The organism is Winkia neuii subsp. neuii DSM 8576, assembly GCF_000420405.1.
Lineage (GTDB): Bacteria > Actinomycetota > Actinomycetes > Actinomycetales > Actinomycetaceae > Winkia > Winkia neuii.
This window is the reverse complement of record NZ_ATUW01000003.1, coordinates 86,252-112,907: the sequence shown is the minus strand read 5'-3', so window position 1 is coordinate 112,907 and position 26,656 is coordinate 86,252. Positions and strand designations below refer to the sequence as shown.

19 protein-coding genes are annotated in these 26,656 nt (G+C 57.0%); 11 read left to right on the top strand and 8 right to left on the bottom strand.

The window, feature by feature from the left end; genetic code table 11:
- Positions 1 to 318: 318 nt before the first annotated feature.
- Entirely contained in the window at positions 319 to 1,662 is a 1,344-nt protein-coding gene (mgtE, locus tag G437_RS0103785) for a magnesium transporter (protein ID WP_024331263.1), read from the bottom strand.
- A gap of 52 nt (positions 1,663 to 1,714) precedes the next feature.
- Here mgtE and G437_RS0103780 point away from each other — a divergent pair, with 52 nt between their 5' ends.
- Complete coding sequence (locus G437_RS0103780) at positions 1,715 to 2,485, top strand: Fpg/Nei family DNA glycosylase (RefSeq protein ID WP_024331262.1); 771 nt, start codon at positions 1,715 to 1,717, stop codon at positions 2,483 to 2,485.
- Here G437_RS0103780 and G437_RS0103775 read toward each other — a convergent pair.
- The 3 genes from G437_RS0103775 to G437_RS0103765 form a co-directional block, all read right to left on the bottom strand.
- A complete protein-coding gene (locus G437_RS0103775) occupies positions 2,469 to 3,083 on the bottom strand; it encodes a lysophospholipid acyltransferase family protein (RefSeq protein ID WP_024331261.1) in 615 nt (204 codons plus the stop codon). The two genes, G437_RS0103780 and G437_RS0103775, sit on opposite strands and share 17 nt — an antisense overlap.
- Positions 3,084 to 3,133: 50 nt before the next feature.
- On the bottom strand, positions 3,134 to 4,660 hold the full coding sequence (glpK, locus tag G437_RS0103770) for a glycerol kinase GlpK (protein ID WP_024331260.1): 1,527 nt from the start codon (positions 4,658 to 4,660) through the stop codon (positions 3,134 to 3,136).
- Between the two features lie 177 nt (positions 4,661 to 4,837).
- A complete protein-coding gene (locus G437_RS0103765; RefSeq protein ID WP_024331259.1) occupies positions 4,838 to 6,580 on the bottom strand; it encodes a glycerol-3-phosphate dehydrogenase/oxidase in 1,743 nt (580 codons plus the stop codon).
- A 109-nt stretch (positions 6,581 to 6,689) separates the two neighbouring features.
- Here G437_RS0103765 and G437_RS0103760 point away from each other — a divergent pair, with 109 nt between their 5' ends.
- From G437_RS0103760 to G437_RS0103735, 6 genes are all read left to right on the top strand, one after another.
- Positions 6,690 to 7,691 (top strand): sugar-binding transcriptional regulator, encoded by a 1,002-nt coding sequence (locus G437_RS0103760; RefSeq protein WP_231782312.1) that lies wholly within the window; start codon positions 6,690 to 6,692, stop codon positions 7,689 to 7,691.
- Positions 7,692 to 7,837: 146 nt separating this feature from the next.
- Positions 7,838 to 9,304 carry an amino acid permease gene (locus G437_RS0103755; protein ID WP_024331257.1) on the top strand — a complete coding sequence of 489 codons (1,467 nt, stop codon included), beginning with the start codon at positions 7,838 to 7,840 and terminating at the stop codon, positions 9,302 to 9,304.
- 466 nt (positions 9,305 to 9,770) lie between these two features.
- A complete protein-coding gene (locus G437_RS0103750) occupies positions 9,771 to 11,411 on the top strand; it encodes a peptide ABC transporter substrate-binding protein (RefSeq protein ID WP_024331256.1) in 1,641 nt (546 codons plus the stop codon).
- 64 nt (positions 11,412 to 11,475) lie between these two features.
- Complete coding sequence (locus tag G437_RS0103745) at positions 11,476 to 12,402, top strand: ABC transporter permease (RefSeq protein ID WP_024331255.1); 927 nt, start codon at positions 11,476 to 11,478, stop codon at positions 12,400 to 12,402.
- A complete protein-coding gene (locus tag G437_RS0103740; protein ID WP_024331254.1) occupies positions 12,395 to 13,336 on the top strand; it encodes an ABC transporter permease in 942 nt (313 codons plus the stop codon). The genes G437_RS0103745 and G437_RS0103740 overlap by 8 nt, the downstream gene beginning before the upstream one ends.
- Positions 13,336 to 15,075, top strand: coding sequence for a dipeptide ABC transporter ATP-binding protein (locus G437_RS0103735; protein ID WP_024331253.1), 1,740 nt, complete (start codon positions 13,336 to 13,338; stop codon positions 15,073 to 15,075). The genes G437_RS0103740 and G437_RS0103735 overlap by 1 nt, the downstream gene beginning before the upstream one ends.
- 63 nt (positions 15,076 to 15,138) lie before the next feature.
- On the opposite strand, the gene G437_RS0103730 is transcribed toward G437_RS0103735, so the two are convergent.
- The gene (locus G437_RS0103730; RefSeq protein ID WP_024331252.1) at positions 15,139 to 16,719 is read right to left on the bottom strand and encodes an aminopeptidase P family protein; all 1,581 of its coding nucleotides are present in this window, start codon (positions 16,717 to 16,719) and stop codon (positions 15,139 to 15,141) included.
- Positions 16,720 to 16,769: 50 nt separating this feature from the next.
- Between G437_RS0103730 and G437_RS0103725 the strand changes: the two genes are divergently transcribed.
- A complete protein-coding gene (locus G437_RS0103725) occupies positions 16,770 to 17,612 on the top strand; it encodes a PHP domain-containing protein (protein ID WP_024331251.1) in 843 nt (280 codons plus the stop codon).
- Between the two features lie 3 nt (positions 17,613 to 17,615).
- Here G437_RS0103725 and G437_RS0103720 read toward each other — a convergent pair whose 3' ends face one another.
- A complete protein-coding gene (locus tag G437_RS0103720; RefSeq protein WP_024331250.1) occupies positions 17,616 to 19,130 on the bottom strand; it encodes a DEAD/DEAH box helicase in 1,515 nt (504 codons plus the stop codon).
- A 168-nt stretch (positions 19,131 to 19,298) separates the two neighbouring features.
- On the opposite strand from G437_RS0103720, the gene G437_RS10895 reads away from it, so the two are divergent.
- Positions 19,299 to 19,916, top strand: a complete 618-nt coding sequence (locus tag G437_RS10895; RefSeq protein WP_024331249.1) for a ferritin-like fold-containing protein — start codon at positions 19,299 to 19,301, stop codon at positions 19,914 to 19,916.
- Here the strand turns inward: G437_RS10895 and G437_RS0103710 are convergent.
- The gene (locus G437_RS0103710) at positions 19,913 to 20,134 is read right to left on the bottom strand and encodes a DUF3107 domain-containing protein (RefSeq protein ID WP_024331248.1); all 222 of its coding nucleotides are present in this window, start codon (positions 20,132 to 20,134) and stop codon (positions 19,913 to 19,915) included. The genes G437_RS10895 and G437_RS0103710 overlap by 4 nt on opposite strands.
- 99 nt (positions 20,135 to 20,233) lie before the next feature.
- Between G437_RS0103710 and G437_RS0103705 the strand changes: the two genes are divergently transcribed.
- Together G437_RS0103705 and G437_RS10515 are read left to right on the top strand one after the other, a co-directional pair.
- Positions 20,234 to 23,254, top strand: coding sequence for a PD-(D/E)XK nuclease family protein (locus G437_RS0103705; RefSeq protein WP_024331247.1), 3,021 nt, complete (start codon positions 20,234 to 20,236; stop codon positions 23,252 to 23,254).
- Positions 23,251 to 26,391, top strand: a complete 3,141-nt coding sequence (locus tag G437_RS10515) for an ATP-dependent helicase (protein ID WP_024331246.1) — start codon at positions 23,251 to 23,253, stop codon at positions 26,389 to 26,391. Before G437_RS0103705 ends, G437_RS10515 begins: the two co-directional genes overlap by 4 nt.
- Here G437_RS10515 and G437_RS0103695 read toward each other — a convergent pair.
- Positions 26,378 to 26,584 (bottom strand): hypothetical protein, encoded by a 207-nt coding sequence (locus G437_RS0103695; RefSeq protein ID WP_024331245.1) that lies wholly within the window; start codon positions 26,582 to 26,584, stop codon positions 26,378 to 26,380. The two genes, G437_RS10515 and G437_RS0103695, sit on opposite strands and share 14 nt — an antisense overlap.
- Positions 26,585 to 26,656: the final 72 nt, after the last annotated feature.

Here is a 26,656-nt window from a genome sequence, read left to right as displayed (position 1 = left end):
TAAGAAAAATATAGGGGTGGTGTAAAGGAAGGTCGCATATTTAAAGTTTGTGATCCAAGTTTCTTTCTTTTTGATTCGAGTGTGAATGGACTAACGTTCTTTCTGCCCATAGCAGACAGTTGTGTTTGACTACGTGCTGCCGCTTCAAAGAGCTCGATCTGGGGCTTCAGTCCTACCTAACGAAAGCCGGTATATGTATAAGGCGCCTAATGGATAAGTTGTTTACTCTCGCTTTTCGCGGCCCCATTATTTAGAGATATATATCTCACTTAAGATTAAAAAGATATAAGCGATGTGGCTCAACTCGCTCTCCTAGGACTATAGGCCAAGAAGAGCCTTAGCAACTAGGAAGTAGACGAGCAGGCCGCTTGCATCGCAAAAGGTAGATATGAATGGAGTCGAAAAGACCGCCGGATCCACTTTGCAAGCCTTGGCAACTAACGGGATCACACCGCCCACAGTCGCGGCTATGGGACAGTTCAGCGCCAGCGTGAGGGCGATTACCAGGCCTATGTCGAAACCGTATACCGCAGAGGCAATCGCCAGTGCCACCAATGCCAATAGCGAGCCCACTGCAAAACCGGTGCGCACCTCCTTGAAAGCCACCCGCCCCACGTCCTTGATGTCGATTTCCCCCGTGGCTAGCGCGCGAGTCACGGTAGTGGCCGCCTGTGATCCGGTGTTTCCCCCAATGCCGATCACCAGGGGAATGAACAGGGAGAGGGCAATTTTCTGCGAGAGAGTCGCTTCAAATATTTCAAGCACCTGCACCGTCAGCGTCGCCGAGATGCCCAGTACCAAAAGCCACACGATGCGCGAGCGCGCAACTTTCAGCACAGAGGTGAGCAAATACGGCCTCCGCAGGGGCTCTGCACCACCGGCGCGAGCGTGGTCCTCCTCGGCGGCGTGGTAATCGATACGCGCAGCATCTAGAAGAGGAACGATGCCCACTAGTCGGCGCTCAGAATCGACGATGGGATGAATTAGTTCGCCGTGGCGCAAAATTTCGCGCGCAACCTTTTCGTCGTCCTCATAGGTGAACGAATAGTAGGGATCCGCCTCCATCAGGGTCGCTACCTGAGCGTGCTTTTCGGCCTCCAGCAGAGCCTTCAGTTCCACCTTGCCGACCAGCTTGCGATCTTTGGTGAGCACTGGAATTTCAGAGAGCACATCGTTGTCGGAGTTGCTCGCTCGGATCCGCCCCAGCAATTCGCCTACCGTCTCGGTAGGGCGCGAACGCAGCACTTGCGGGGACATGCGCCTGCCAATAGATTCGCGCGGATACCCCAGCAGAGAGAGCGCTCCCTCCATCTCTTTGCTCCCCAACGCCGCCACGATCTTCTTGGCCACCTTGGAGGGCATCTCGTCAAGCAGCCACGTCTGCTCCTCGGGGTCGAGCGAACGAAAAATTTCGAGCACCTGCGAACGCGAAAGGACCGTGATCAGATCGGCCTGGGTATCTTGGTCTAGCTCTTCAAAAACTGCCAAAGATTCGTTCTTTTCGAGTAGTCGAAATACGATTGCCGCCTGGTCAAGGGGAAGTTCCGAGAGAAGTTTTACCACGCGATTTTGGGACAGCTTTCGAACTCTTGATCCGAGTGTGGCGAGGTCACGATCAGTGATCAGCTTACGGACGCGTCCGGTCGAGATTTCGTCTTGCATATAAAGCCCTTTCAGCCGGCCTAAACTAGGATAGTTGACTTTAGGAGGAAACGTGCCAGAAGGCCACAAGATCCACCGGCAAGCGCAGTATTTAGCCGCTGCGTTTGCGGGCAAGGCGCTCGCGGTGTCCTCTCCGCAGGGGCGATTTGCTAAAGAGGCCGCCACCCTCGACGGGACGGTGCTGAAAGAAGTATTCGCCTGGGGCAAACACCTCTTTTTGGATTTTTCCGGCACCTACGTACACGTGCACCTGGGCCTATACGGGGATTGGCGAGCCAAAAGCGGGCCCAACGCGCGTCTGGGACTTAGCGACGGTTCACGCAGCATCTACCTTTCCGGCCCTACCACCTGCGAATTGTTGGACGAGGGCGGAGTACGTGCCGTGCTTAGCCGGCTTGGGCCGGATCCGCTTCGAAACGGCAGCGGGGATAAAGAACGTTTTGTTGGTGCGGTGCGCGCCAAAGCGGTGCCTGTCGGCAAACTAGTAATGAATCAAGCCATAGTTGCGGGGCCGGGAAACATCTACCGGGCAGAATGCCTCTTCCGCACGGCAATCAATCCGTATCGCAAGGGTAAGAATATTGCCGCCTCTCGCCTGGCATCTCTGTGGGAAGACCTGGTGGAAGCTATGGGGGAAGGGCTACGGACGGGAGTGATAGATACTCTGCAGACTTGCTACAAACGCGAAGGGGCTTCTGAAACGGACAGGCGCTTCGCTGTCTATCACCGCGCTGGCAAACCCTGCCCTCGTTGCGGGCGCGTAGTCAAAGAAGCGCTGCTGGAGGGGCGCCGCCTCTTTTGGTGCCCTAACTGCCAGAAGTAGGCAACAGCGCGGCTCTAGCTCGCCTTAGAAACGAAATTTGGGATTCGCCCGGGCGCAAGGACAACGGGCTGCAAAAGCACACGGAGGATTTATGAGGGAGTGGCAAATGGTGCCCCTTTGGCAGAATTTTCCCCAAATCTTGGAGCCGCACCGGTACCACCGGCACCTGCGGATTCTGCTTAGCTAGCAGATAAATCCCTCGGTGGAAATGCCCAAGGGCCCGGCCATCTCCGCGGGTGCCCTCGGGAAAAATGAGCAGAGACTCCCCGCGAGTAAGAACCTCGTTCATGCCCTTAATCTGGTTCTTTTTTCGCTTTCCACTCCGGTCAACCAAATAGGCATGGAATAGGCGAGCTGGCAGCGCCCTCGGAAAAGAACTCCAGTAATCTTTTGCTGCCACGGGGCGGATGCGCTCGCGCAGCGGCAACATTGCCCACAGCACCAAAAAATCTAAATGGGAAGTGTGGTTGGCGTAGAAGATAGTGGGTGAGGAAAACTGGTCCGGGCGGGCCGAATCGGCGCAAAGGTGGACCCTGCAGAGGGCCACTACAATGCGTGCGAGAGCTCGGCGCACTCCGCCGGAAAACAGCTGGGCCATAAAAGAAGGCTAGCCCAAGGCAGTGCCTCGGGCTAGCGTTCTTCAAATACCTACGCGGTCTCGACGTCCTTGTCTACCCACTCGAACGTGCGGGTGACTGCCTTCTTCCAAAGGCGGTACGTGCGGTCGTATTCTTCACGGTCCTCGCCTGGAACCCACTCGTCCTTCTTGGCCCAATTGGCCTCGACGTCGGCCTCGCCGTCCCAAAAACCGACTGCGATGCCAGCAGCATAGGCAGCCCCCAGAGCCGTGGTCTCCATAACCTTGGGGCGCACGATCTTGCAGCCCAACTGGTCGGCTTGGAACTGCATGAGCAAATTATTGTTGGTCATGCCTCCATCCACGCGCAGTTCCTTCAGGTCTACCCCTGAGTCGGCGTTCATCGCCTCGAGTACCTCGCGGGTCTGGAAGGCTGTAGCTTCGAGAGCCGCGCGAGCAATGTGAGCCTTGGTGTTGTAGCGGGTGAGTCCCACAATTACCCCGCGAGCGTCATCCTTCCAATAGGGGGCAAACAGGCCTGAGAAGGCTGGTACAAAATAAACCCCGCCATTGTCGTCAACGCTGCGCGCGAGCTCTTCGACCTTGTCTGAAGCAGAAATAATGCCCAAGTTGTCTCGCAGCCACTGGATCAGCGACCCGGTAACCGCAATGGACCCCTCGAGGGCGTAGGAGGGGGCTTGATCGCCAATCTTGTAGGCGACGGTAGTAAGTAGACCATTCTTTGAAAACACCGGTTCCTTGCCTGTGTTGATCAAAGTGAAACAGCCCGTGCCGTATGTATTCTTGGCCATTCCCTTCTTGAAACAGGCCTGCCCGAAGGTAGCCGCCTGCTGGTCACCCAAGATGCCGGCAATGGGGGTATCGATCAACAGTCCGTTCTTACGACCGTAACCGTAGATCTCGGAGGACGAACAAATTTCGGGAAGCATACTCATCGGGATCCCGAAATCCTCGCAGATATCTTCGCGCCAGGTGAGGCTTCTAATGTCCATGAGCATGGTGCGCGAAGCATTAGTCACGTCGGTCTTGTGCACACCGCCGTTTATGCCCCCGGTCAGGTTCCACAGTACCCAGGTGTCGGTGTTGCCAAACAGCAAGTCGCCGGCCTCAGCGCGCTCCCGTGCGCCCTCGACATTGTCTAAAATCCACTTGATTTCGGGGCCGGAATAGTAGGTGGACAGATCCAAGCCGCAGATGTCGCGATACTTAGAAAGGCCGTCCTCACCTGCTAACTCGCGGATGATCTTAGAGGTACGCGTGTCCTGCCAAACGATGGCGTTGTAGACGGGTTCGCCAGTGTGCTTGTCCCACACCACGACTGTTTCGCGTTGGTTAGTAATGCCAACGGCGGCCAGCGAGTGCCGGTTGATCTGCGCCTGCTGAAGGGCGGAGGCGACGCAGTAGCGCACCCCATCCCAAATCTCGGCGGGATTGTGCTCCACCCAGCCGGGCTTGGGAAAGATCTGCTCGTGTTCTTTTTGCGCCGAAGCTACTATGTCGCCACTGTGGTCAAACAAAATCGCGCGAGAGGAAGTGGTCCCCTGGTCGATCGCAAGTACATAATCTTTGTCAGTCATCATTGTCCTCCAAATTAGTTTCGCCAGATCCAGCCGGCATCTTTTGGTAATGCTACCCGATTGGCCGGCTGCTGGCTCTCCGTTGAATCGGCAGCAGACCCTGCGGGCCACACATACAAAAGTGCCCCCGCACCCGCTCTTCTCTAAAAAAGAGCCGGAGGGCGCGGGGGCAACTAGTTAGTTCTGCCCTTTGAGCGGGTAGAAATCAGTCACGTCGCCGATGTGATCGCGAATTGCCTGCGAAGAGGCATCGTCGGTGGCAGTGCGAGCTTCATCTTCCGCCTTTACGCGAGCGGTGTAGGAATCGATCTCGAATTTCTTCTTTTCATCGTTCCAGTCGAGCAGGGAGGCCATGATCGAGGCGATTTCCTCGAGGGCGGAAAGCCCGTGATCCTTGTGCTCGTAGGTGAGGCGGATGCGGTGGCAGAGAACGTCCTCGAGGTGCATTGCGCCCTCGTGAGTGACTGCGAAGGCAACCTCGGCACGCAAATATTCGGGAGCGCCTTCAAGCTCTTCACCCAAGGTGGCATCCTTGGCGATGGAATCGAGCAGCAGCTCGATGTCGGAGCCGTACCGGTCGAGCATATCTTCAATGTGTTCCACGGAAAGGCCCGAATCCTCGGCTAGAACCCTCCTGCGGTTCCACAGGGCATGGTAGCCGTCGGCGCCACGCAGCGGGGTCTTGGCAGTTAGAGACTTCAAGGTCTTGGCGCGGTCGCCGAGTGCAAAGTCCACTGCGTCCTCGGCCATGGGGCGGTACGTGGTCAGCTTGCCGCCGGCGATTACCACTAGTCCGGGAGCGGCCTCGGTAACGGTGTGTTCACGCGAAACCTTGGTGGACTTGGCGGAGTCCCCATCTTTGGTACCCGGCTGCAGCAGTGGGCGCAGGCCCGCGTAAACGCCAATGATGTCGTCGTGAGTGAGCGGATCGTTGAGCACCTTGTTGGCCTGGTCCAACACGTAGTCAATGTCGGTCTTATTAGCTACGGGATTGCGCAGATCCTCGACGTACTTGGTGTCGGTAGTACCAATGATCCAGTAGCGCTTCCACGGAATGATGAAGAGCACGGACTTTTCAGTGCGCACGAACATGCCCGTCTTGCCCTTGATGCGCTCCTTGGGAACAACGATGTGGATCCCCTTAGAAGCGAGTACCTTTAGGCCGCCGCCAGTGCCGCCCATTGCTTCGGTTTTCTCGGTCCAGACGCCGGAAGCATTGATAATGGTGCGGGCGCGAACCTGGTATTCCTTACCATCTTCCAGATCCCGAATAGTAGCGCCAGTGACGCGGCCGGTGGAATCCTTACTCATGTCTGTGACCATGGTGCGCGAAGCCGCCAGGGCGCCGTAGTCGACTGCCGAGCGAACTAGGTTCACAACTAGGCGGGCGTCGTCGACGCGGGCATCGTAGTAGACCATTGCGCCAATCAGGGAATCACGACGTAGGTCGGGAACTAGCGAGAGGGCGCCCTTGCGGGTTACGTGGTGCTGAATTGGCACCGAACCGCGATGGGCCATCTGAGCCATGGCGTCATACATGCCTACCCCAACGGTGGAGTAGGCGCGCTCGATCACGGGAGTCTTGAAAGGCCACAGCAGCGGCAGTTTCTTAACCAGGTGGGGGGCGGTGGTCTCGAGCAGCAGGCCGCGCTCGGTCAGAGCCTCGTGAACCAGTTTGAAGTCCAGCTGGTAGAGGTAGCGCAGGCCGCCGTGGACAAGTTTAGAAGAACGCGAGGACGTACCTGAGGCCCAGTCCTGGGCCTCGACAATACCAACGCGCAGCCCGCGCAGCGCTGCATCGTATGCAATGCCGGCACCAGTTACGCCGCCGCCCAATACTAAGATGTCTAGTTCTTCGCCGTTTGCCATTTCCTGCAGGGCCGCGCGGCGGTGTTCAGGATTTAGTGCACCTTCTGTCATTACAAACTCCTTTGTTGGACCTGTCACTATTGCAGCATTGTCTACATTGTTTCGGACCAAGGTCATATGTGCAATCGAATTGCACAAATGTGCAGTTATACTTTGGGTTATGAGTAAAATGTCTGGTCAGTATGCATTAACGTCTCAGGACAGCCAGAAAGTAGAGGCGGCCCGCAAAGCCGCCGTCCTTTACTACGCCGAGTCCCAGACAATGGCAGCGATATCGAAAAAATTGGGCGTTTCCCGCTCTACGGTGTCCCGCCTGCTTGCCTACGCGCGCCAGGCCGGCATCGTGCAAATAACTATAAGGCCGCCCTTTGCCACGGAGTCTGTGCTCACGATGAAGCTCAAACAGCGTTTCAGGGTGGATGTGCAGGTAGTCGACGTCGAAGCTTCACTCAGCCAGAACCGGCTCCTGCAGGTGGTTTCCAAGGTGGCCGCGGGCACCTTGGATCAAATGGTCCAAAGCGGCGACACAGTGGGCATCGCGTGGGGTAACACTACCTCGGAAGTGGTTCAACACCTGCCCGCCCGCGACACCGGGGGGGTGTCCGTAGTACAGCTAAACGGAGCGGTGTCCACGACCTCTTCAGGAAGCGCGCACGTGGGCTTTATCCTCTCTCAAGCAGCCGAACGGTGGAACGCCAACGTAATTCACTTCCCAGTGCCGGCCTTTTTTGACAAAGCCGAAACCAAAAAAGCCATGTGGCAAGAAAGTGCCGTAAAACGCGTACTCGAATATCAGCGCAAAGTAAACGTCGCCGTCTTTGGGGTAGGAGCCTTCAGGGGAGAAATGCCCTCTCACGTCTACTCCGCCGGGTACCTGTCAACCAAGGAACTCTACGCCCTCTCGAAGGCCGGCGTGGTAGGCGACGTGTGTACGGTACTCCTAAAAAAGGATGGCACCTGGCGCAACATTGAGTTGAACAAACGCGCCTCCGGGCCAAATCCGGCTGTGCTGGCGCGCATCCCCAGGCGCCTCTGCGTGGTGGCAGGGCCAGCTAAAGCGGAGGCCCTACTTGCGGCGTTGAATGCTGGGGTAATGACGGATCTGGTGTGCGATAGGCCCACGGCTGAGCTGGTGTGGAAGCTGGCCAGCCGCAGTAAATAGCCGTTCCAGCCCCCAACTGGGAATACTTACAAGTGGAAGATATGTCTCAGTTTGGCGGCGGCCAAGACGTATACTTTGAATCTATTGAAAAATGCTCTTATGCTCGATTGAATCGGAAACGTTAATTTATTGTTTTGAGGTACAACATGGCGGACATTGACGTGGCTGCACACGATGCGGACAACAACTTGCACCGATCCCTCAGAGCACGACACCTAAATATGATCGCTATTGGCGGCGCCATCGGCACCGGCCTGTTCGTGGCATCGGGCGCGACCATCTCTGACGCCGGACCCGGAGGCGCTCTGCTCGCCTACGGATTGATCGGGATCATGGTGTATCTGCTCATGCAGTCACTGGGCGAAATGGCTACCTACATACCTTCAGCGGGTTCCTTCGAAGACTACGGAACCCGCTTTATTTCGCCCTCTTTCGGATTCGCAGTGGGTTGGAACTACTGGTACAACTGGGCAATTACGGTGGCCGCCGAACTAGTAGCTGCGGCCCTGGTAATGAAGTACTGGGCTCCTTCCGTACCCTCTTGGATATGGTCTGCGCTCTTTTTAGCGCTGTTGGTTGCTCTCAACGCGGTGTCGGCACGTGCATATGGTGAGGGCGAATTTTGGTTTGCCACCATCAAGGTGGTTACCGTGTGCGTCTTCTTGGCGCTAGGTGTAGCCATGATTGTCGGCATTTTGGGCTCCGGATCCCCGGGTTTTAAAAACTGGACGGTGGGGGATGCGCCCTTCGTAAATGGCGGAATGGGGGTGCTCTCCGTATTTATGATCGCCGGCTTCTCGTTCCAAGGTACCGAGCTGGTCGGGGTCGCGGCCGGGGAAGCGGAAAATCCTAGCGAGACCATCCCCCGAGCCATTCGCACTATTTTCTGGCGCATCTTGCTGTTCTACATAGGCGCAATTGCGGTCATAGGATTCCTAATTCCGTACACTAGTCCGGACCTTTTGAACGCTGACGTGGACAACATTTCGGTCAGTCCGTTTACGCTGGTCTTCCACAATGCCGGCATAGCCGCTGCTGCAGCCGTCATGAATGCGGTAATTTTGACCTCCGTGCTCTCGGCAGGCAACTCCGGACTGTACGCCTCTACGCGCATGCTCTACGCTTTGGCCAAATCGGGCAAGGCCCCGCGCGTGTTTGCTTCTACCTCCGCTCACGGGGTGCCGGTGCCAGCGCTGGTCGCTACCACCTTGGTGGGTGCTGCCTGCTTCCTCACCTCTCTGATTGGCGACGGGGGAGCCTACACCTGGCTTGTAAATGCTTCAGGGCTAGCTGGCTTCATCACGTGGGTGGCGGTGGCCTGGTCGCACTTGCGCTTCCGCAAGGCGTTCGTGGCCCAGGGGCATTCCTTGGAGGAGCTACCCTACAAGGCCTCTTTCTTCCCTCTAGGGCCAATTGTCGCGCTTGTCATGTGCATCGTGGTTATCTTGGGACAAAATTACGAGGCGCTTTTGGGCCGCAGCGACTTTACCACCCTGGCCACTAGCTACATCGGGCTGCCGTTGTTCTTCGCAGTGTGGGGAATTCACAAGTTGGTAACTAGGGCGCCGGCGGTAAAGCCAGCAGAGGCCGACCTATCGAGGCCGGAGCACTAGCTTTTAGTAGCAGTGGCGGGGAAGGGCCCCGCCACTGCTATTTAATTGGCCTTGGCGGAATCTACATCCGGAGGATAGCTGGCGTCGGTTTCGCCGAGTTCTTTTTGTAATTTCAGGGACGTTTGAGTTGGCGCGGGTCTCTTGGGGCATTCAGCCCCAATCGCGCGGTTCGTAGAGTACGGCTCCGCAAAGGTCAAGAAACTGTAAAGCAAAATTTAGGAAGAATTGGGGAAAAGACTATAAAAAATAAGGTTGAGAAGAAAATGTCCACATAGTGGACAGCGCTTAAATGCCTGTTCGCGCCGGAAAATCAACCTTTTCGCCGTCGGGAACATTGGAGAACTCCAATCTCTATTTGGTTAAAGCTTTACCTTTCTTATTAGAATGAGCCAACGGAAGTCCCCGGTAGAGCAAAAATCCCTTTGTCTTACTTGCAGGGGCGTTCCGGCCTAACCCGGAGGAAACAGTGAAAACTAAGCGCATCCTTGCCGTAGTTTCCGCCGCCGCATTAACCTTTACCCTTTCCGCTTGCGGAGGGTCGGGGTCCGGTTCAAGCGCCGGTGGCGACGAAGCAAAGACCATTACTGCAGTCAATACTGAACCGCAGAATCCTCTAATTCCCTCTGCCACAAACGAAGTTGGTGGCGGACGAATCCTTACCAGCATCAACTCTGGACTGGTTTACTACACCAAGGATGGGAAGACTCAAAACGAGCTTGCTGATTCCATCGAGCACAACGATGACTTCACCAAGTTCACCTTCAAACTCAAGAAGGGGCTCAAGTTCTCTGACGGCTCCGACCTCAAGGCACAGAACTTCGTAGATGCCTGGAACTGGGCAGCTAACCCGAAGAACGCGCAGACTCAGGCCCCCTTCTTCGAGGCCATCAAGGGCTACACCGAAGCTCCGGCAGATGAAGGCGCCACAGCGCCCGACGTTCCCAAGATGGAAGGCCTAAAGGTAGTGGACGACACTACCTTTACCGTGGAACTGAATTCCTCGGCCCCCGACTTTGCCGACCGTTTGGGCCACCAGGCATATGCTCCGCTACCCGAATCGGCTTACAAGGATATGAAGGCATACGGGCAAAAGCCTGTCTCGTCCGGTCCTTACAAGTTGGCTGACAAGGATGGCTGGGTACACAACGAAAAAATTACCCTGGTTCCCAACGAGCACTACAACGGCCCGCGCAAGGCCAAGAATGCTGGTATTGAATTCCAGATCTACGCCCAGCCCGAGGCTGCCTACCAGAAGCTTCTGAGTGACGACCTGGACGTCCTAGATGGCCTGCCAGATTCTGCCTTCGAAACCTACAAGAAGGATCTTGGTGAGCGGGCAATCAACCAGCCTGCGGCCGTATTCCAGTCCTTCGCTATCGACGTGAAGGCCCCCCACTTTGGGATGGACGAGGAAGGCCGCCTGCGCAGGGCAGCTCTCTCGCAGGCCATCGACCGCAAAGAGGTCACCGACACCATCTTCAAGGGCACTCGTACCCCGGCTGACGATTTCACCTCGCCTACCGTTGACGGCTACTCCAAGGACGTCCCCGGAAATGACGTGCTGAAGTTCAACGCCAAGAAGGCTAAGGAGCTGTGGACCAAGGCGGATGCTATCAGCAAGTACGATGGCACCTTCGAAATTGCCTACAACTCCGACGGAGGCCACCAGGCTTGGGTGGACGCAGTTTGCAACCAGCTCAAGAATAACCTTGGCATAAAGGCACAGGGCAAAGCCTACCCAGACTTCAAGTCCATGCGTGACGACGTCACCAAGCACGCCCTCCAGTCGGGCTTCCGCACTGGCTGGCAGGCTGACTACCCGGGCGTCTTCAACTTCCTTGCACCCCTGTACAAGACCAACGCTCCTTCTAACGACGCTCGCTACTCCAACACCGAGTTCGATCGCCTAGTTGACGAGGGCGCTGTCCAGACCGACAAGGCAAAGGCCAACGCTAAGTACAAGGAAGCGCAGGAGGTCCTCTTCAAGGATCTGCCGTACATTCCTCTCTGGTACGCAAACGTAAACGGCGGCTACTCCACCAAGGTGAAGAACGTCGATTTCGGTTGGGACTCCTTCCCGCTGTACTACCAGATCGAGAAGAAGTAACGAATCTGATGGTTTGATGCGGGGCCGTCCAGGCCCCGCATCTGCCTGCTATTCGAGGAACACAATGGGCAAATACATACTTAGGCGTCTGCTCCAGGCGATCCCTGTTTTCTTTGGCGCCACGCTACTCATATACGCCATGGTCTTTTTGATGCCGGGCGATCCGGTAGCCGCCCTCGGTGGCGACCGCGGCCTCAACCCGGCTATCGCTGCGCAAATTCGCGCAGATTACAATCTAGATAAGCCCCTGATTGTGCAGTACCTGCTGTACCTCAAGGGGATCCTCACCTTAGACTTCGGTACCACCTTCTCGGGACGCCCCGTCCTCGACGTGATGGCCGGTGCCTTCCCTGTAACTATTCAGCTAGCACTCATGGCGCTAGTATTCGAGGCGGTTTTGGGCATTGGCTTCGGTGTCATCGCCGGAATCCGCCGTGGGGGTTTCTTCGACTCCACCGTGCTGGTGCTGTCGCTGATCGTCATCTCGGTACCCACCTTCGTAATTGGGTTCGTTTTGCAGTTCATCTTTGGTGTCAAGTATGGCCTTTTACCCATTACCGTAGGTTCCAACGTATCCTTTACTTCACTGCTGCTTCCGGCGATCGTGCTAGGGGCCGTGTCTTTCGCCTATGTGCTGCGCCTAACTCGCCAGTCAGTGAGTGAACACCTGAGTGCTGACTACGTGCGCACTGCTCGCGCCAAAGGCCTGGACAAGGGCACTGTTATGCGCAGGCACATCCTGCGCAATTCGCTAATTCCCGTGGTGACCTTCTTAGGTGCCGACCTCGGATCCCTGATGGGCGGCGCAATCGTTACCGAAGGCATCTTCGCAATTAACGGTGTTGGCGGCACACTCTACCAGGCGATCATCAAGGGCGAGCCCTCGACAGTTGTCTCATTTACCACCGTGCTCGTACTGGTCTACATCGTGGCCAACCTACTCGTTGACCTTCTGTACGCAGCCCTAGATCCCAGGATTCGCTATGTCTAATACTTACCCTTTGCAGGAACACTTCGTAAGCGAGATCGACGAAACCGGGCTCGGTGCCGTAGACGCGGTCGCAGACGAGAGCGCGCCCTCGTCGATGTGGGGCGAAGCGTGGCGCTACCTGCGCAAACGTCCCCTCTTCTGGATATCCGCAGTGATCATTGCAGCAGTAGTGATCGTTGCGGCCTTCCCCGGCCTGTTCTCGTCTGTGGATCCAAACTTCTGTGAACTGTCGAAGTCCTCGGCGGGGGCCTCCTCCGGCCACCCCTTCGGCTTTGACAGGCAGGGCTGCGACGTCTACTCACGCGTAATTCACGGGGCCCGCACCTCTGTGCTGGTAGGTGTGCTAACCACCATCGTAGTCTCGCTCATTGGGGTGGCTTTTGGGGCTCTCGCAGGCTATTTTGGGGGTTGGCTAGACACAATCCTCTCGCGCGTCACCGACATCTTCTTCGCCATCCCCTTCATCCTGGCTGCCATCGTTATCATGCAGCTGTTCAAGGAACACCGCACGGTGTGGATGGTAGTAATGATCCTGGCCGCATTCGGGTGGCCGCAGATCGCTCGCATCACGCGCGGGTCGGTCATGACGGTCAAAAACGAAGAATTCGTAACCGCCGCGCGTTCGCTCGGAGTACCCGGGTGGAAGATTCTCACCCAGCATATTTTGCCCAACTCCGCCGCGCCCGTTATCGTCTACGCAACCGTAGCGCTAGGCACCTTTATCGTCAGTGAGGCAACCCTGTCATTTTTGGGAGTCGGACTTCCCACCTCGGTAGTTTCCTGGGGTGGCGACATAGCTAAAGCACAAATGTCCCTGCGTTCTGACCCGATGATCTTGTTCTACCCATCAATTGCCCTGGCAGTAACTGTTTTGTCCTTCATAATGATGGGCGACGTAGTACGCGATGCCCTTGACCCGAAGGCGAGGAAGTAATGAGCAGCTCTAAAGTCCAATTCACGCCCACCACCGGCGGCGAAGGCCAGCCCCTGCTGCGCGTCAGCAACCTGGAGGTTGCCTTCCAATCCTCGACAGGCATGGTACCGGCAGTGCGCAAAGCCAACCTGACCATATACCCTGGCCAGTCCGTTGCGATCGTGGGCGAATCTGGCTCCGGCAAATCCACCACTGCTGCTTCAATCATCGGGCTGCTGCCCGGAAGCGGCAAGATCACGGGCGGGACCATCGAGTTCGATGGGCGGGACATCACCAATCTTTCCGAGAAAGAACTGGTGAAACTGCGCGGTTCAGAAATTGGTATGGTTCCCCAAGACCCCATGTCCAACCTCAACCCGGTGTGGCGCATAGGCACCCAGGTGGCCGAAGGATTGCACGCCAACAAAACAGTCCCTGGCAAGGACATAAAGGCGCGCACAGTCGAAATCCTCGAACAGGCAGGCCTTTCGGATGCTGCAAGGCGAGCCGGCCAGTACCCCCATGAATTCTCTGGGGGCATGCGTCAACGCGCCCTGATTGGCATAGGTTTGGCTTCCGAACCAAAACTGCTGATTGCAGACGAACCGACGTCCGCCCTGGACGTGACGGTGCAAGCCAGAATTTTGGATCACTTGGAAAAGCTAACCCACGATTTTGGCACTGCGGTACTATTCATCACCCACGATCTGGGACTGGCGGCCGAACGCGCCAGCCACCTGGTGGTAATGCATCGAGGTAGGGTAGTCGAATCAGGTCCGAGCCGGGAGATCCTTTCCGACCCGAAGCATCCCTATACTCGCCGCCTGGTAAAGGCTGCTCCTTCGCTGGCCTCGCACCGCATTCAGAGTGCGCACGCCGCTGGGCACGATTCTGAAGAAGAACTGCTGGGAGCCCATGCTGGGGCAAGTGCCGACGAAGAGGTAATCCGGGTCGAAAATCTAACCAAGATCTTTGACGTGCGGGGGGCGAAGGGAGCCAACAAGACCCTCAAAGCTGTAGACAACGTCAGCTTTGGCGTCCGCCGAGGCACCACCTTGGCGGTGGTGGGCGAATCTGGGTCCGGCAAGTCGACGGTAGCCAACATTATCTTGAATCTGATCGACCCTACTGAAGGCAAGGTGTACTACAAGGGCACCGACCTTTCTACCCTGGGACGCAAAGAGCTCTTCGAAATGCGCCGCAAACTCGCGGTGGTGTTCCAGAACCCCTACGGTTCGCTAGATCCCATGTACTCGGTGTACCGCTGCATAGAAGAACCGCTAATCACGCACAGCATGGGCAACCGCAAAGAGAGGGAAGCGCGGGTGGCGCGTCTGCTGGATCTAGTTGCGCTGCCCAAATCCGCGATGCGTAGGTACCCCAACGAGCTCTCCGGAGGGCAACGCCAGCGCGTGGCAATCGCCAGGGCACTGGCTCTGCAACCGGAAGTTGTGGTGTTAGACGAGGCAGTGTCTGCGCTGGACGTGCTTGTGCAAGACCAAATCTTGCACCTGCTCAACGACCTGCAGGCACAGATGAATTTGACCTACCTGTTTATCACCCATGACTTGGCGGTAGTTCGTGAAAATGCCGACGACATAGTTGTGATGGAATCCGGCAAAGTGGTAGAACACGGCCGCGCAGACGACATTTTCGACCACCCGGCCACAGATTACACGCGTGAGTTGATCGAGGCCGTCCCAGGTGGCTCCCTGCTGGCTGGACGCACTGACTACGTGGAGGCTGTGGTAAAGCACTGACAGCTTTAAATGGTTGTGGCCCAGGCTCGCCTGGGCCACAACCATTTAAAGCTAGAAGCTATATCATTTGCCCTGTACCTGACTGATCCATGTCTCTACGTCCTCGACAGTGCGGGGAATGTCCTCGCTCAGTCGGACGGCCTTGCCCTCTTCGGTGATAACCACGTCGTCCTCGATACGCACTCCGATTCCGCGCAACTCTTCGGGAACAGCCAAATCGTCCTGGTTGAAGTAGAGACCGGGTTCTATAGTGAACACCATGCCCGGTTCCAACTCGGCATCCAAGTAAAGCTCTTTCTTAGCCTGTGCGCAATCGTGCACGTCTAGGCCTAGGTGGTGACTGGTGCCGTGCGGCATCCAGCGGCGGTGCTGCTGGCCGTCCTCGGACATCGCCTCGGCGACGGAAACAGGTAGCATGCCCCACTCGTCGAGGTGATTGGCTAGCACCTCCATAGCTGCGTCGTGTACGTCGCGGAAGCGAGCGCCGGGCTCGTTGGCCTTCGCCAGGGCAGCTTCACAGGCATCTAACACGGCGTTGTACACCTTGGCTTGCGCGTCGGTGAACTTGCCCGAAACCGGTAGAGTACGCGTAATGTCTGCGGTGTAGAGCGAATCAGCTTCTATACCTGCGTCCACAAGCACCAATTCGCCTGGGTTTACCTTGCCGTCATTGTCAATCCAGTGCAAGGTGTTGGCGTGGTTGCCAGCAGCGGCAATAGTGTCATAGCCGAGCCCGTTGCCCTCCTCACGTGCCACAGCCCCAAAAGCGCCCTCGATAACACGCTCCCCACGCCAGTGTTCGCTAGCGCGCGGCAGCGACTTGATTATCTGCTCGAAACCACGCTTGGTCATTGCTATAGAGTGGCGCAATTCGTCGAGTTCGTAGGGATCCTTCTGGAGGCGGATGGTGGAGGCCGCCTCTTCGAGTGCCTCGTCGGCCTGTTTGGCCTCGTCACCCTGCGGGAGGGAAGCACTCTGCCGGACCGCAGCGACCTGGGCGTCGACGTTGGCGTCCTGGCCGGCAATAACTCGCAGTGAGATCTGCCCAGCATCCTTTGCCAATGCGTCGGGGAAAGAATCGATGTGGGCGCACTGCAAACCAGTTAGAGCCTCCATGTCCTCTAAAGAAGGACGGGCCCCAACCCAGAACTCGCCATAGCGCGAATCGGCATAGAACTCCTCGGAGGTGCGGGGTGCCCTGGGCTTGAAATACAAGATCCCCACGTGAGTGGCATCCTTGGGATAGCCGGCGGGAATTTTTCTGCCAGGTAGTAGGTTGCCGTCTTTGTCAGTGAGCGGTTCCAGCACGAATACCGCGTCTGGTTCGCGTTCCCCGCCCAAACCGGTTAGGTGGGCAAATGCCGAATGAGCGCGGAAGCGATAGTCGCAGTCGTTGTTGCGAACCTTGTATTGGCCAGCCGGGATTACCAGGCGTTCGCCCGGAAAATACTTGCCGATCTTGGTGTGCCTGGCAGGCAAGTAATCGGCCGCCCCACCCCTAGCGGGCAGCTCGCTAGAGCGCGGCGCCCAGTTAGTTCCAATGAAGGCGCGGAAGGCCTGTGAATCTGCACGCCTGGACCGGTTGTTGACACGATCAGACAATTCTTGCGGTTCTTCTTTTTCTACATGCTCTGTTTCGGTCATAACTTCATTGTGCCACGCGCGATAGTTTTGGCGAAGGATAGTCTGAAACTATGAAGATCGATCCACACACCCATTCTGCGTGTTCAGACGGCACAGACACACCAAGTGAACTAATGCAAAAAGCGGCAGAGGCTAACCTGTCCGTATTGGGTCTTACAGACCACGATACTCAAGCGGGTTGGGCCGAAGCGGCAGCGGCGGTATCCCTAACGGGGGTGGCGCTACTGCGGGGAACTGAAATAAGCTGCGCTGCTCAGGGCAGAACTGTTCACCTGCTTGCTTACCTGTTCGACCCCTCGAATCAGGTGCTGCAGGGATTTTTTGAAAAATGTCGCGCCTCTCGCCTAGTGAGGGCGAAGAAAATGGTGGAAAAGCTTGCCGTAGACTACCCAATTACCTGGGATGAAGTATGCCGCTTCAGCCCCTCAGCCACCGTGGTGGGGCGCCCTCACATAGCTGACGCCCTGGTAGCAAACGGGGCGTTTGCAAATCGTAGCGAAGTGTTTCAGAAGGTATTGCACCCCTCCCACAAGTACTACGTTCGCCATTGGGCACCGGATCCGGTTGAAGCTACGGCGGCGGTGCGCGCAGCCGGGGGAGTACCGGTGTGGGCGCACCCGCGTGCCACTTCGCGCCAGCGCCTGGTACCCACCACAGTGCTAGCGAAGATGGTGGACGCCGGCCTCTTTGGGCTGGAAGCTAACCACCGAGACCACAGTGCAGAAATGCGTCAGGCAGTGCTAACCATGGCTGCGCACTACGGCCTGGAAGTAACAGGCTCTTCCGATTATCACGGCACCGGAAAACCAAATCTGCTAGGAGAAAATCTGACCAGTGAGCGGGTACTTGAAAAAATAGAGGCGCAGGCAGCCCTGCAGCTGGTGCGCCCCTAGCCGTTAGCTACCTTGGCGCCTGGACCTAGAACGGTTGCGCCGACGCCGCCTGCGCCCGCCAGACTTACCGGAGCCAGCCTGTGAGCTAGAAGAAACGGATGTGCGCGACCTGCGGCGGCGCCCCGAGCGGCGGCTGCGGGGCCCGGTTTCACCTAGATCCTCGACCTTTTCTGCTTTGAGCCCGGCGCGGGTGCGCTGCGAACGCGGCAGACGCCCGGTGGCTTCGGGAGCAATATCTAGATCTGTATAAAGGTGCGGGGAAGTGTGATAGGTCTCCAAAGGCTCGTCTACCCCTAAGTTGAGGGCCTTAGAAATCAGCTTCCACCTGGGAACGTCATCCCAATCCACAAAGGTAATGGCGGTACCTGACGCCCCCGCCCTGCCAGTGCGGCCGATGCGATGCAAATAAATCTTTTCGTCCTCCGGGCACTGATAGTTGATCACGTGGGTCACGTCGTCGACGTCGATACCGCGGGCAGCCACATCTGTTGCAACTAACACGTCCACCTTGCCGTTGCGGAACGCCCTCATTGCCTGTTCGCGTGCGCCCTGACCAAGATCACCATGCAAGGCAGCGGAGGCAAAACCGCGCTCAGCCAAATCGTCTGCCAGACGTGCCGCCGTGCGCTTGGTACGGGTGAAGATAATGCACAGCCCGCGCCCTTTGGCCTGCAGAATGCGCGCCACCACCTCGAGCTTATTCATCGAGTGGCAGCGGTAAATCACCTGTTTTACCGAGTTCACCGTGGCGTGTTGGTCTGCCGGGTCCTGTGCCCTTATATGGGTGGGATGGGACATGTACCGGCGCGCTAGGGCGATCACTTCCCCGGGCATAGTAGCACTGAACAGCATGGTGTGCCGCCCGCTCGGGGTGCGCGCCAGGAGGGTTTCCACGTCAGGTAGGAAGCCTAGGTCGAGCATCTCGTCAGCCTCGTCCAAAACCACTACCTTTACCCCAGATAAGGTCAACTTGCCGTGTTTCATAAGGTCGATCAGGCGCCCGGGAGTGCCCACCACCAGGTCTGTTCCCTTTTCAAGGGCCTTGAGTTGAGGGTCAAAAGCCACCCCGCCATAAATCTGAGTAATGCGCACGCTGCGCTTGCTAGCGGCCACCTTCAAGTCGCGCGCAACCTGCTTGGCCAATTCGCGCGTGGGGAGAATAATTAGAGCCTGTGGTTTGCCGGGGTTCAGCAGGGCGTCGTAGCCGTCCTCGCCCGGTCCCTTGATTGTCTCTAAGGCCGGGATACCAAAGCCTAAAGTCTTGCCAGTACCCGTCTTTGCCTGCCCAATGATGTCGTTACCTTTGAGCGCGACGGGAAGAGTCAGTGCCTGAATAGGGAAGGGATGGGTGATTCCTTCCCCTGCCAGAGCCTCACAGATGGGGGCAGAAACGCCAAAATCGGCGAAAGTTTTTTTGTGCAGTTCGAGAGCTTCGCCCTCGTCGGTAATGTCAGCTTGAACATCCTCGGTAGGCGCGATCGCATCCTCGAGTTTTACTACTGCAGCAGAGTCAGTCATATTAGCCTTTCTTTGCGGCGGAGGCGGGTGCCTCGACGCCTTCCAGCCGATCGTGACGAGAGGCGGAAACCTTCCGCAAAACTTACTGTCCAGGCGGCGGCTCCTTTTAGTGTAGCCGCTAGGACTTCCAGCGCATACTTTAAGGGCAGTCGCGATAAAGTGGGATTCATGACTACCTCTGATCCTCGCATCGTTTCTCTAGTTGGTTCGCTCGCGCTGTCCAGGCAAGGAAGACTGGGTAAAGACATGACGCTTGCCCCGAACATGAAGCAAAAAGTCGCCTTGGCAGCAATGAGCGCCGGAGCGTACGGTATGTTCCGCAAGATTGAATCTATTTCGGGAATAGACGATTCTCAGATGGCTCAGCTCATGGAGCCAACCATTTCCATAGTGGACGATTTGGAAGCCAGGCTGCGTCCGGGGGATTGGTGGGAGCGACTGGTGAAGTCATTCATTCTGATTGGGGTACTTTCGGATCTTTCCGTCGAGATATCGCGCCTGCACGCCCCGGAACTGCTCCGGGAAATAGGGGCTGAAAACTACGACGGTGGGCACGGCGAGTGGGCTGCGGCGATAGTGCGCCAGGCCGCCCAAGCTGACCCGCAATTGGAATCTAGGCTCTCGCTATGGGGGCGCAGGGTAGTAGGGGAAGCCCTGGGTGTTGCTCGACAGGTCGCCAAGATCTACGACGAACAATTGGACCTGGATATAGCTAGTGCTGCGGGTCTGCATCCGCTGTTGGCCCGCCATGGCCAGCGCATGGCCAAGGCGGGGTTGAAAGCTTAGAGGCCGAACCCCACTTTGCGAGGTTCGTCGGTTACCACCTGAAGGTAGGCGATCCCATTAGCGGGCACTAGCACGGTGCCGTGTTTTTCGGATTCAAACACTAAGGTTTGCAGCTCTTTTGCGGCAGCCGAAACCTGCTGTGCCAGTGCCTGGGCATCCTTTTCAGTTTCTACAACCAACTCTTGTGAGTTCTGGCGCAACCCAATTTTTATCTTCATGGCTCTCCTTATCAGCTTCGTAGTACACAATAGCGGGTTAATTCCTCAGGAAAATCCGCAAGGTTGCAAGTTCGCCATCAGATGACAGAGGCGAGCTATATGGTAATCGGTATGGAACAAATGCCCCAGCTTGTCTTGCCCTCCCGGCATATTGACAATTACCAGCCCAGCCCCGCTCAAAGCCAGGTGCTTACGGCTATAGACGCGGGCAATTCTCTGGCGGTGTTCGGGGCAGCTGGAACTGGCAAATCGCGCACTGCTTTGCAGGCGTTGGCAGATTTTCAGGGCGCCGGCAAGGCGGTATTCCTTACCCCAACTAGAGCGCGTGCAGATCAGCTCCTAGACGGTGCCACAGCCATCTCTGCGCAGGGGGTGCGTCCTGTGCGGACGCCAGCGTCTTTGGCTTTTTCACTGCTATCTGCAGACGGCGGCCCAACCCTGCTGACTGGGTCTGACGAACAGGCACTCGTGGCCGAACTTGTAGCCAGCACTGCTTGGCCCAAGATAGTGCCTGCCGAATCGGTAGTTTTGGATGCTTTCCACACGGAAGTGCGCAACTTTTTGGCGCGCGCAGGCGAATTCAATATCTCAGCTACCCAAATTCGTAAGTGGCGGGCAAACCCCTTGTGGCCCACGTTGGCGGAACTGCTCGAACGCTACGAGGCGCGGCTAGGGGAGTTGGGTTTAGTAGATTCGGCTCGTGCCCAGCAGCGGGCGGCGCAGCTGGTTGCGGCTGAAGGTAGCCCTTACGAGCTGGTGATTGCCGACGACTGTCAAGATTTCACTCACGCCAGTGGGGCGTTGCTCAGTGCTTTGGCAAAACGGGGGGCAACGATAGCGCTTTTCGCCAATCCCGACTCTGCGGTGGAATCTTACCGCGGCGGCGACTACCGTCTTCCCCACCTGTTAAGTGAAAAACTGGAGCTTCGTAAATATCAGCTGACTGAGCAATTCTTTAGGGAGGCGCCGGTAAATGGGGTGGGTGGCAAGTTCATAGAATCGATCGGCACCGCCGGTACGTTAGGGCGCGCCAGCGAACGGTCTGCCTACACCGGCAAGCTGCACAGCGGAATCGACCTGGCGGTCACATCCTCGCCAGGGCAGGAGGCGCTGCAGGTGGCAAACCTCTTGCGCACAGAGCATCTATTAAACGGGGTGAACTGGCAGCACATGGCAGTCATCTGCCGCTCCGAAGCTTTGGCCCAATCATGGCGTTCCTATTTGGCGGGGAGGAACATCCCGCTAGCTGCAACTTCGCGTCCTCTGGCTTTGGGGCTTGACCCCGTAACGGCAAATCTGACTCGCATTGTACTTCTTGGACTGCGCCTTAGTGCACACCCTGCTGAGGAACCGGAAGCCCTGCTGGCCGAGCAAGCTGAGATTTGCCTTTCCGTGTTGCGCTCTCCGCTGCTTGACATGGATTCGCTAGCGTGGGTGGCCCTATCCCGACACCTGGGTGAGGAACCCGAAAAGGGTCTAGTTTGCCTGATTGCCGACCCATTAAAGGCCGCTTCTTTTGCCACTGCCCTCGAAAATACCGGGGCACACCAACACTGCCAGCCGCTAGTGCGACTTGCTCGTGCTGTTGCGGCGGTAAAAGGCCAGCAGAATATCAACACGATGTTGTGGGCAGCGTGGCAGGGAATGGACGTTGCCGACAAGTGGGCTCGGGCTGCCCTCTCAGATTCGAAATACGACGACTACCTGGACGGGGCGCTTGCACTGTTTCGTTTTGCAGACGTGTGGTCGCAGCGCAACCTCGATAGTGAACCCGAAGACTTTATCCAGGAAGTCCTCACTCAAACCTTACCCACAGACCACCTGGCTGTGGCAGGTCAGCGTCCACACGGGGTACAGGTACTTACCCCCGCTTCCGCTGCAGGTAAGCATTTTGAGGTAGTCGCACTAGTTCAGGTGAGTCAAGATGTCTGGCCCGATATGAGGGTGCGCGATTCCTTCCTAGGGGCTACCCTGCTCGCCGACCTCGCCAAGGGAAGGGCAAGCCTTACGGCGCAGGGGGCCGTTGTAGCTGACCCCGACCCGTTTACCTCCGTCCGCCACGACGAAGCGCGAATGTTTGCTTGCGCCCTCACCCGGGCCAGCAGGTATGTTTTGGTCACCTCTAGCCAGGATAGTGACAACCAGCCCTCTGCCTTCTTCACCACTTTGGAAACTGCAGGCGCTACCACACGCCCGAGCTCGGACCAAGATGCCCCCTACGCTTTAGACATGCGCGGATATGTGGGGCGGGTACGTGCCAAAGCCGCCGCTGGGGACAAGGACTCGGTAGCAATCTTGGCCTACCTAATGGGCCAACACATCCAAATCGCGAATCCTCAAAACTGGTCAGGTGGCCCGATTTCCACGGACACCCCACTGGTGCTGCCCGGCCAGTTGGTAACGGTTTCACCTTCTGCGCTTGAGGCGGCGCTCGATTGCCCCCTGAAGTGGTTTTTTACCCAGCACGGCGGCAATCCCCCTGCTACAGGAATGCAACAGATCGGTACCTTGATTCACGCGCTTGCCAAACAGTATCCCAAGGCAGACATGCATACCTTAGAAGAGGCCCTCAAAGAGCGCCTGCACGAGTTGCAAATTCCCAATACCTTTTGGGGCAGACAGGAGGAAGAGCGGGCACTAAATATGGTCCGGAACTTGGCCCGCTGGTACGTGGGGGGGCGCAAAGTTTTGGCCAGCGAGGCTACCTTTAACTTGGTAGTCGATCAGGTGCGCCTAAAGGGAAGCATCGATCGGGTCGAATTAACTGAAGACGGCAACATAGCCATAGTGGATTTCAAAACGGGGCGCAACGCGAAAACTGCTAACCAGGTCAAAGAAAATCCCCAACTGGCTGCCTACCAGGTGGCTTACCAGGGCCAGGAAGGTGCCAACATTGAAAGTGCGGAGCTCGTGTATCTGGGAGTCAAGCCTGACAATTTCAAAGCTTTGGCGCAAGAGGGCATCGGCAGTCAAAACGAAGGGTTCGCTCACGAACTAGTACGAGAGGGCGCAAAAGGCATGCGCGGGCCCACTTTTCTGGCGCATACCCAAAGCACATGTCGCACGTGCCCCGTACGTTCTTCTTGCCCCGCCCTTGCTGAAGGAGCCACCCTAATATGAGTTATACAGCCGCCCAAGTTGCCGCCCTGTCTGGAACTAGTTTTGCCCCTGCTGCCCAGCAAGAATCCATAATCTGCCACCCCATGACTCCTCTACTAGTTGTGGCTGGGGCGGGGGCTGGGAAAACAGCAACTATTGCAGCCAGAGCTGTTTATCTGGCAGCCAACAAAGCTGTGCGGCCGGGCAACATTTTGGGATTGACCTTTACTCGCAAAGCTGCCCAAGAGATGCGCTCGCGGATTGTGACTTTGTTGGGGCGGTTTCTTCAGAACGCCAAGAGCGCCGGTTTCGAAGAGGAGCTGAGGGCGTTACAGACGAACCCGCCCACAGTCACTACCTACAATGCCTTCGCGGGTAAGATATGCCGCGACTACGGTTTGCGTGTGGGCATAGATCCGGACGCTCGGCTCATAACCGAGGCGGAACGTTGGCAAATAATGAACCAGATCGTTATGGACTGGCAAGAGCCGCTGCGCACCAAGAAACGTCCGTCCTCGGTAGTTAGTGCCGTCCTAGCGCTAGCAGGGAAACTGACCGACAATTCCCTGTTCGTTGAACAAGTGAAGGCGGAGCTACAGGCGAACGCTGCCGACATATTGGACTCGGCCCCAGTACCGCGAAAAAAAACTCCCTACAAGGCCGCCCAAGACTTAGCCGAGTCGCTGCGCGTGCGAGCCGAATACATGGATCTAGTGAAGGCCTACATGGATTTCAAACAGGCCAACTCACTGATTGATTTTGCCGACCAAATTGGGGGCGCGCGCCAGATTATTTCCCGCTGCCCGGATGTACGCGACACGTTGCGGCTGCAATACCAGAAAGTTTTTTTGGATGAATTTCAGGACACGTCGGCCAACCAGATCGATTTTTTGTCTGCCCTTTTTGCCGATCACCCCGTCACTGCTGTAGGCGATCCCAACCAGGCAATTTACGAATGGCGAGGAGCCTCACGCCTGGCTTTGGATTCGTTCACCGAACGTTTTGCACCCAACGAGGATGCAGATATCAAGCCACTAACCACCGCCTGGCGAAACTCTGCTGCTGTGTTGGAAGTGGCAAATGTCCAGGTCGATCAACTAGCTAGGCCCAACACGCACTTACCTCAAAACCCGTATTCGCCGGTAAACCTTCCCAAATTGACCTTGGCTCCGTCGGCGCAACCCGGGGCCGTTCTGGGGGCCTATTTTGCCACCGATGTCCAGGAGGCGCAGGCGGTCGCAAACTGGTTTGCGAATCACTGGAACCGTTCGGGCACAGCTGCCGTGCTTTGCCGCAACCGCGCCTCCATGGCACCTATTTACGAAGCCCTCGCAGGCGCACAGGTTCCGGCTGCCATAGTGGGAGCTGGAGGGCTTATTGAATCACCTGCGGTGGCAGATTTGATTGCGGCACTCACGGTAGCTTTTGATGCTGGGCGGGGCGATTGCCTGATGCGCCTGCTCAATAAGGCCAAGTTAGGGGCTACCGACATAAGCGCACTGTGGCACCAGGCGCGTGACATTGCCAGCGAGGGCGGCGAAGGCCACGTGGATGCCTTCTTAGCTGAGGCCGTCGAGGCCGTACGTTTAGGGCGGATTCCGCAGCAGCTGTCGGCGTTGGGGAAAAAACGTGTTGCAAAGCTAGGGCGCGAACTGGCTGAAATCCGTGCTTTGCTGTCAGGGCCACTGACCGTATTGCTGCGCAAGGCAATCCAGATATTGGATTTAGATTTGGATTCCGCCTTGGCGGGGAACGAATCCACGGCCTCCCTAGCGTTGGAGCAATTTTTAGCGGTAGGGTCCGACTTCGCCTCTCGCGGGGGCGATCTACAAGATTTTTTGGCCTGGCTCGAGGCCGCTGCCACCGAGGAACGCGGTATTTCTATGCCGGAGGTGCCCACCCAAGTTGGGGTGGTGCAAATTCTAACTATTCACGCCGCGAAGGGGCTCGAATGGGATTCGGTAGCGGTAGTTGCTCTCAGCGAGGGGGTGTTGCCCTCTACTGCCCCCCGAAAGGGAGGAACGCGTACGTCTTCTCGGTGGCTCACCGACGAATCTGAGCTGCCCGCTTCGATGCGGGCAGATGCGCTCACTTTGCCGGATTTGCAGATCGGCCCTGCCCCCACCCACAAGGATGTAGACCAAGCTATTGCGGCCTTGCGAGAGGCCAACGGCATTGCCGATTTGATCGAAGATCGCAGGCTCGCCTACGTAGCGTTCACCAGGGCAAAGCAAAATTTGTTGCTCACAGGGGCGGCACTACGCGGGGGAAATTCCAGGCCTGCCGCGCCTTCGGTGTTTTTTGACGAGTCCGTAAGAGCCGGTTTGGTTGGGCCTCTGCCGGGGGTGGAAGTACCGTTTCCAGATAAAGCTGAGCTTGCCCAGCTAGTAGAGGCAGCTCCGTCCCCAGACGTTGAAGTGAGCTGGCCAGGTGAACCCAGCGAGCAGAATTTGGCGCTGCAAGAAGTCGCCTCTCAGGTAGTTAAGCTAGCGCAGGATAATCCGGCAGAGCGTTTATCTAAAGAAGATCTGCATTGGGCTAAGCTCCTAGTGGCGGAGGCCAAGGAGAAACCTCACCCGCAGGTTGTCCTTCCTAGGCATATGGCTGCAACCACCGTGCAGCATCTGGGGCCTGAGTTGGCCATGCAATTGCGCAGGCCGGTGCCAGCAGAGCCGTCGGATTCTGCATATTTGGGTACCGTGTTCCATTCCTGGGTCGAGAGACACCTAACCGGCAGAGACGAACAACAGGCGGAAACTCTGGAGCCGGCTGCAGCGCGGAGACTGAAAAAGTGGCAGCAAAACTGGCTAGACATGCGCTTGTTGGAGAAATATCAGGTTCTCGAAGTTGAAGCCGAGCGCGACATAATTGCTGCCGGGGTGCGCATAATAGCGCGTATAGACGCCGTAATGCGTGCCAAAGAAACTGGGCGCGTGCACATTATGGATTGGAAGACCGGGCGCGTTCCGGTAGGCCAGGATTTGGAGTCGGCTAAAGTGCAGCTGGAACTGTATAGGTTAGCCTGGGCGAAATCCGAAGGTATAGAAGCTGCCAACATCGACGCCTCATTGGTCTATGTTGGCAGCTCCACGTGGGTTACATTGGACACTGCTGCCTGGACTGGCAAACAGGTCGAAGGGATATTTAGGCGGCTTTAGAAAGCTGCAATCCCAAGTAAGACAATGCCGCTTCGCGCTTAGAATCGTCAGTCAACAGTGCAATAGCCTGCATGGTCTTAGCATCTGCCGTGTCGGCAAACCAGGGCCGAACGGCGTCGGCAAGGCGATCCAGACGCAGGTAGTTGGCCTGGCGGGATCCTTGCAAATCGCGAATGTTGTAGAACTTATTCAATTTTGATACTCCTCTTTCCTATATTCGGAAGGGGCCACGCTGTTTGGGCCGGAACTTCCTGGTTGAGCCTCT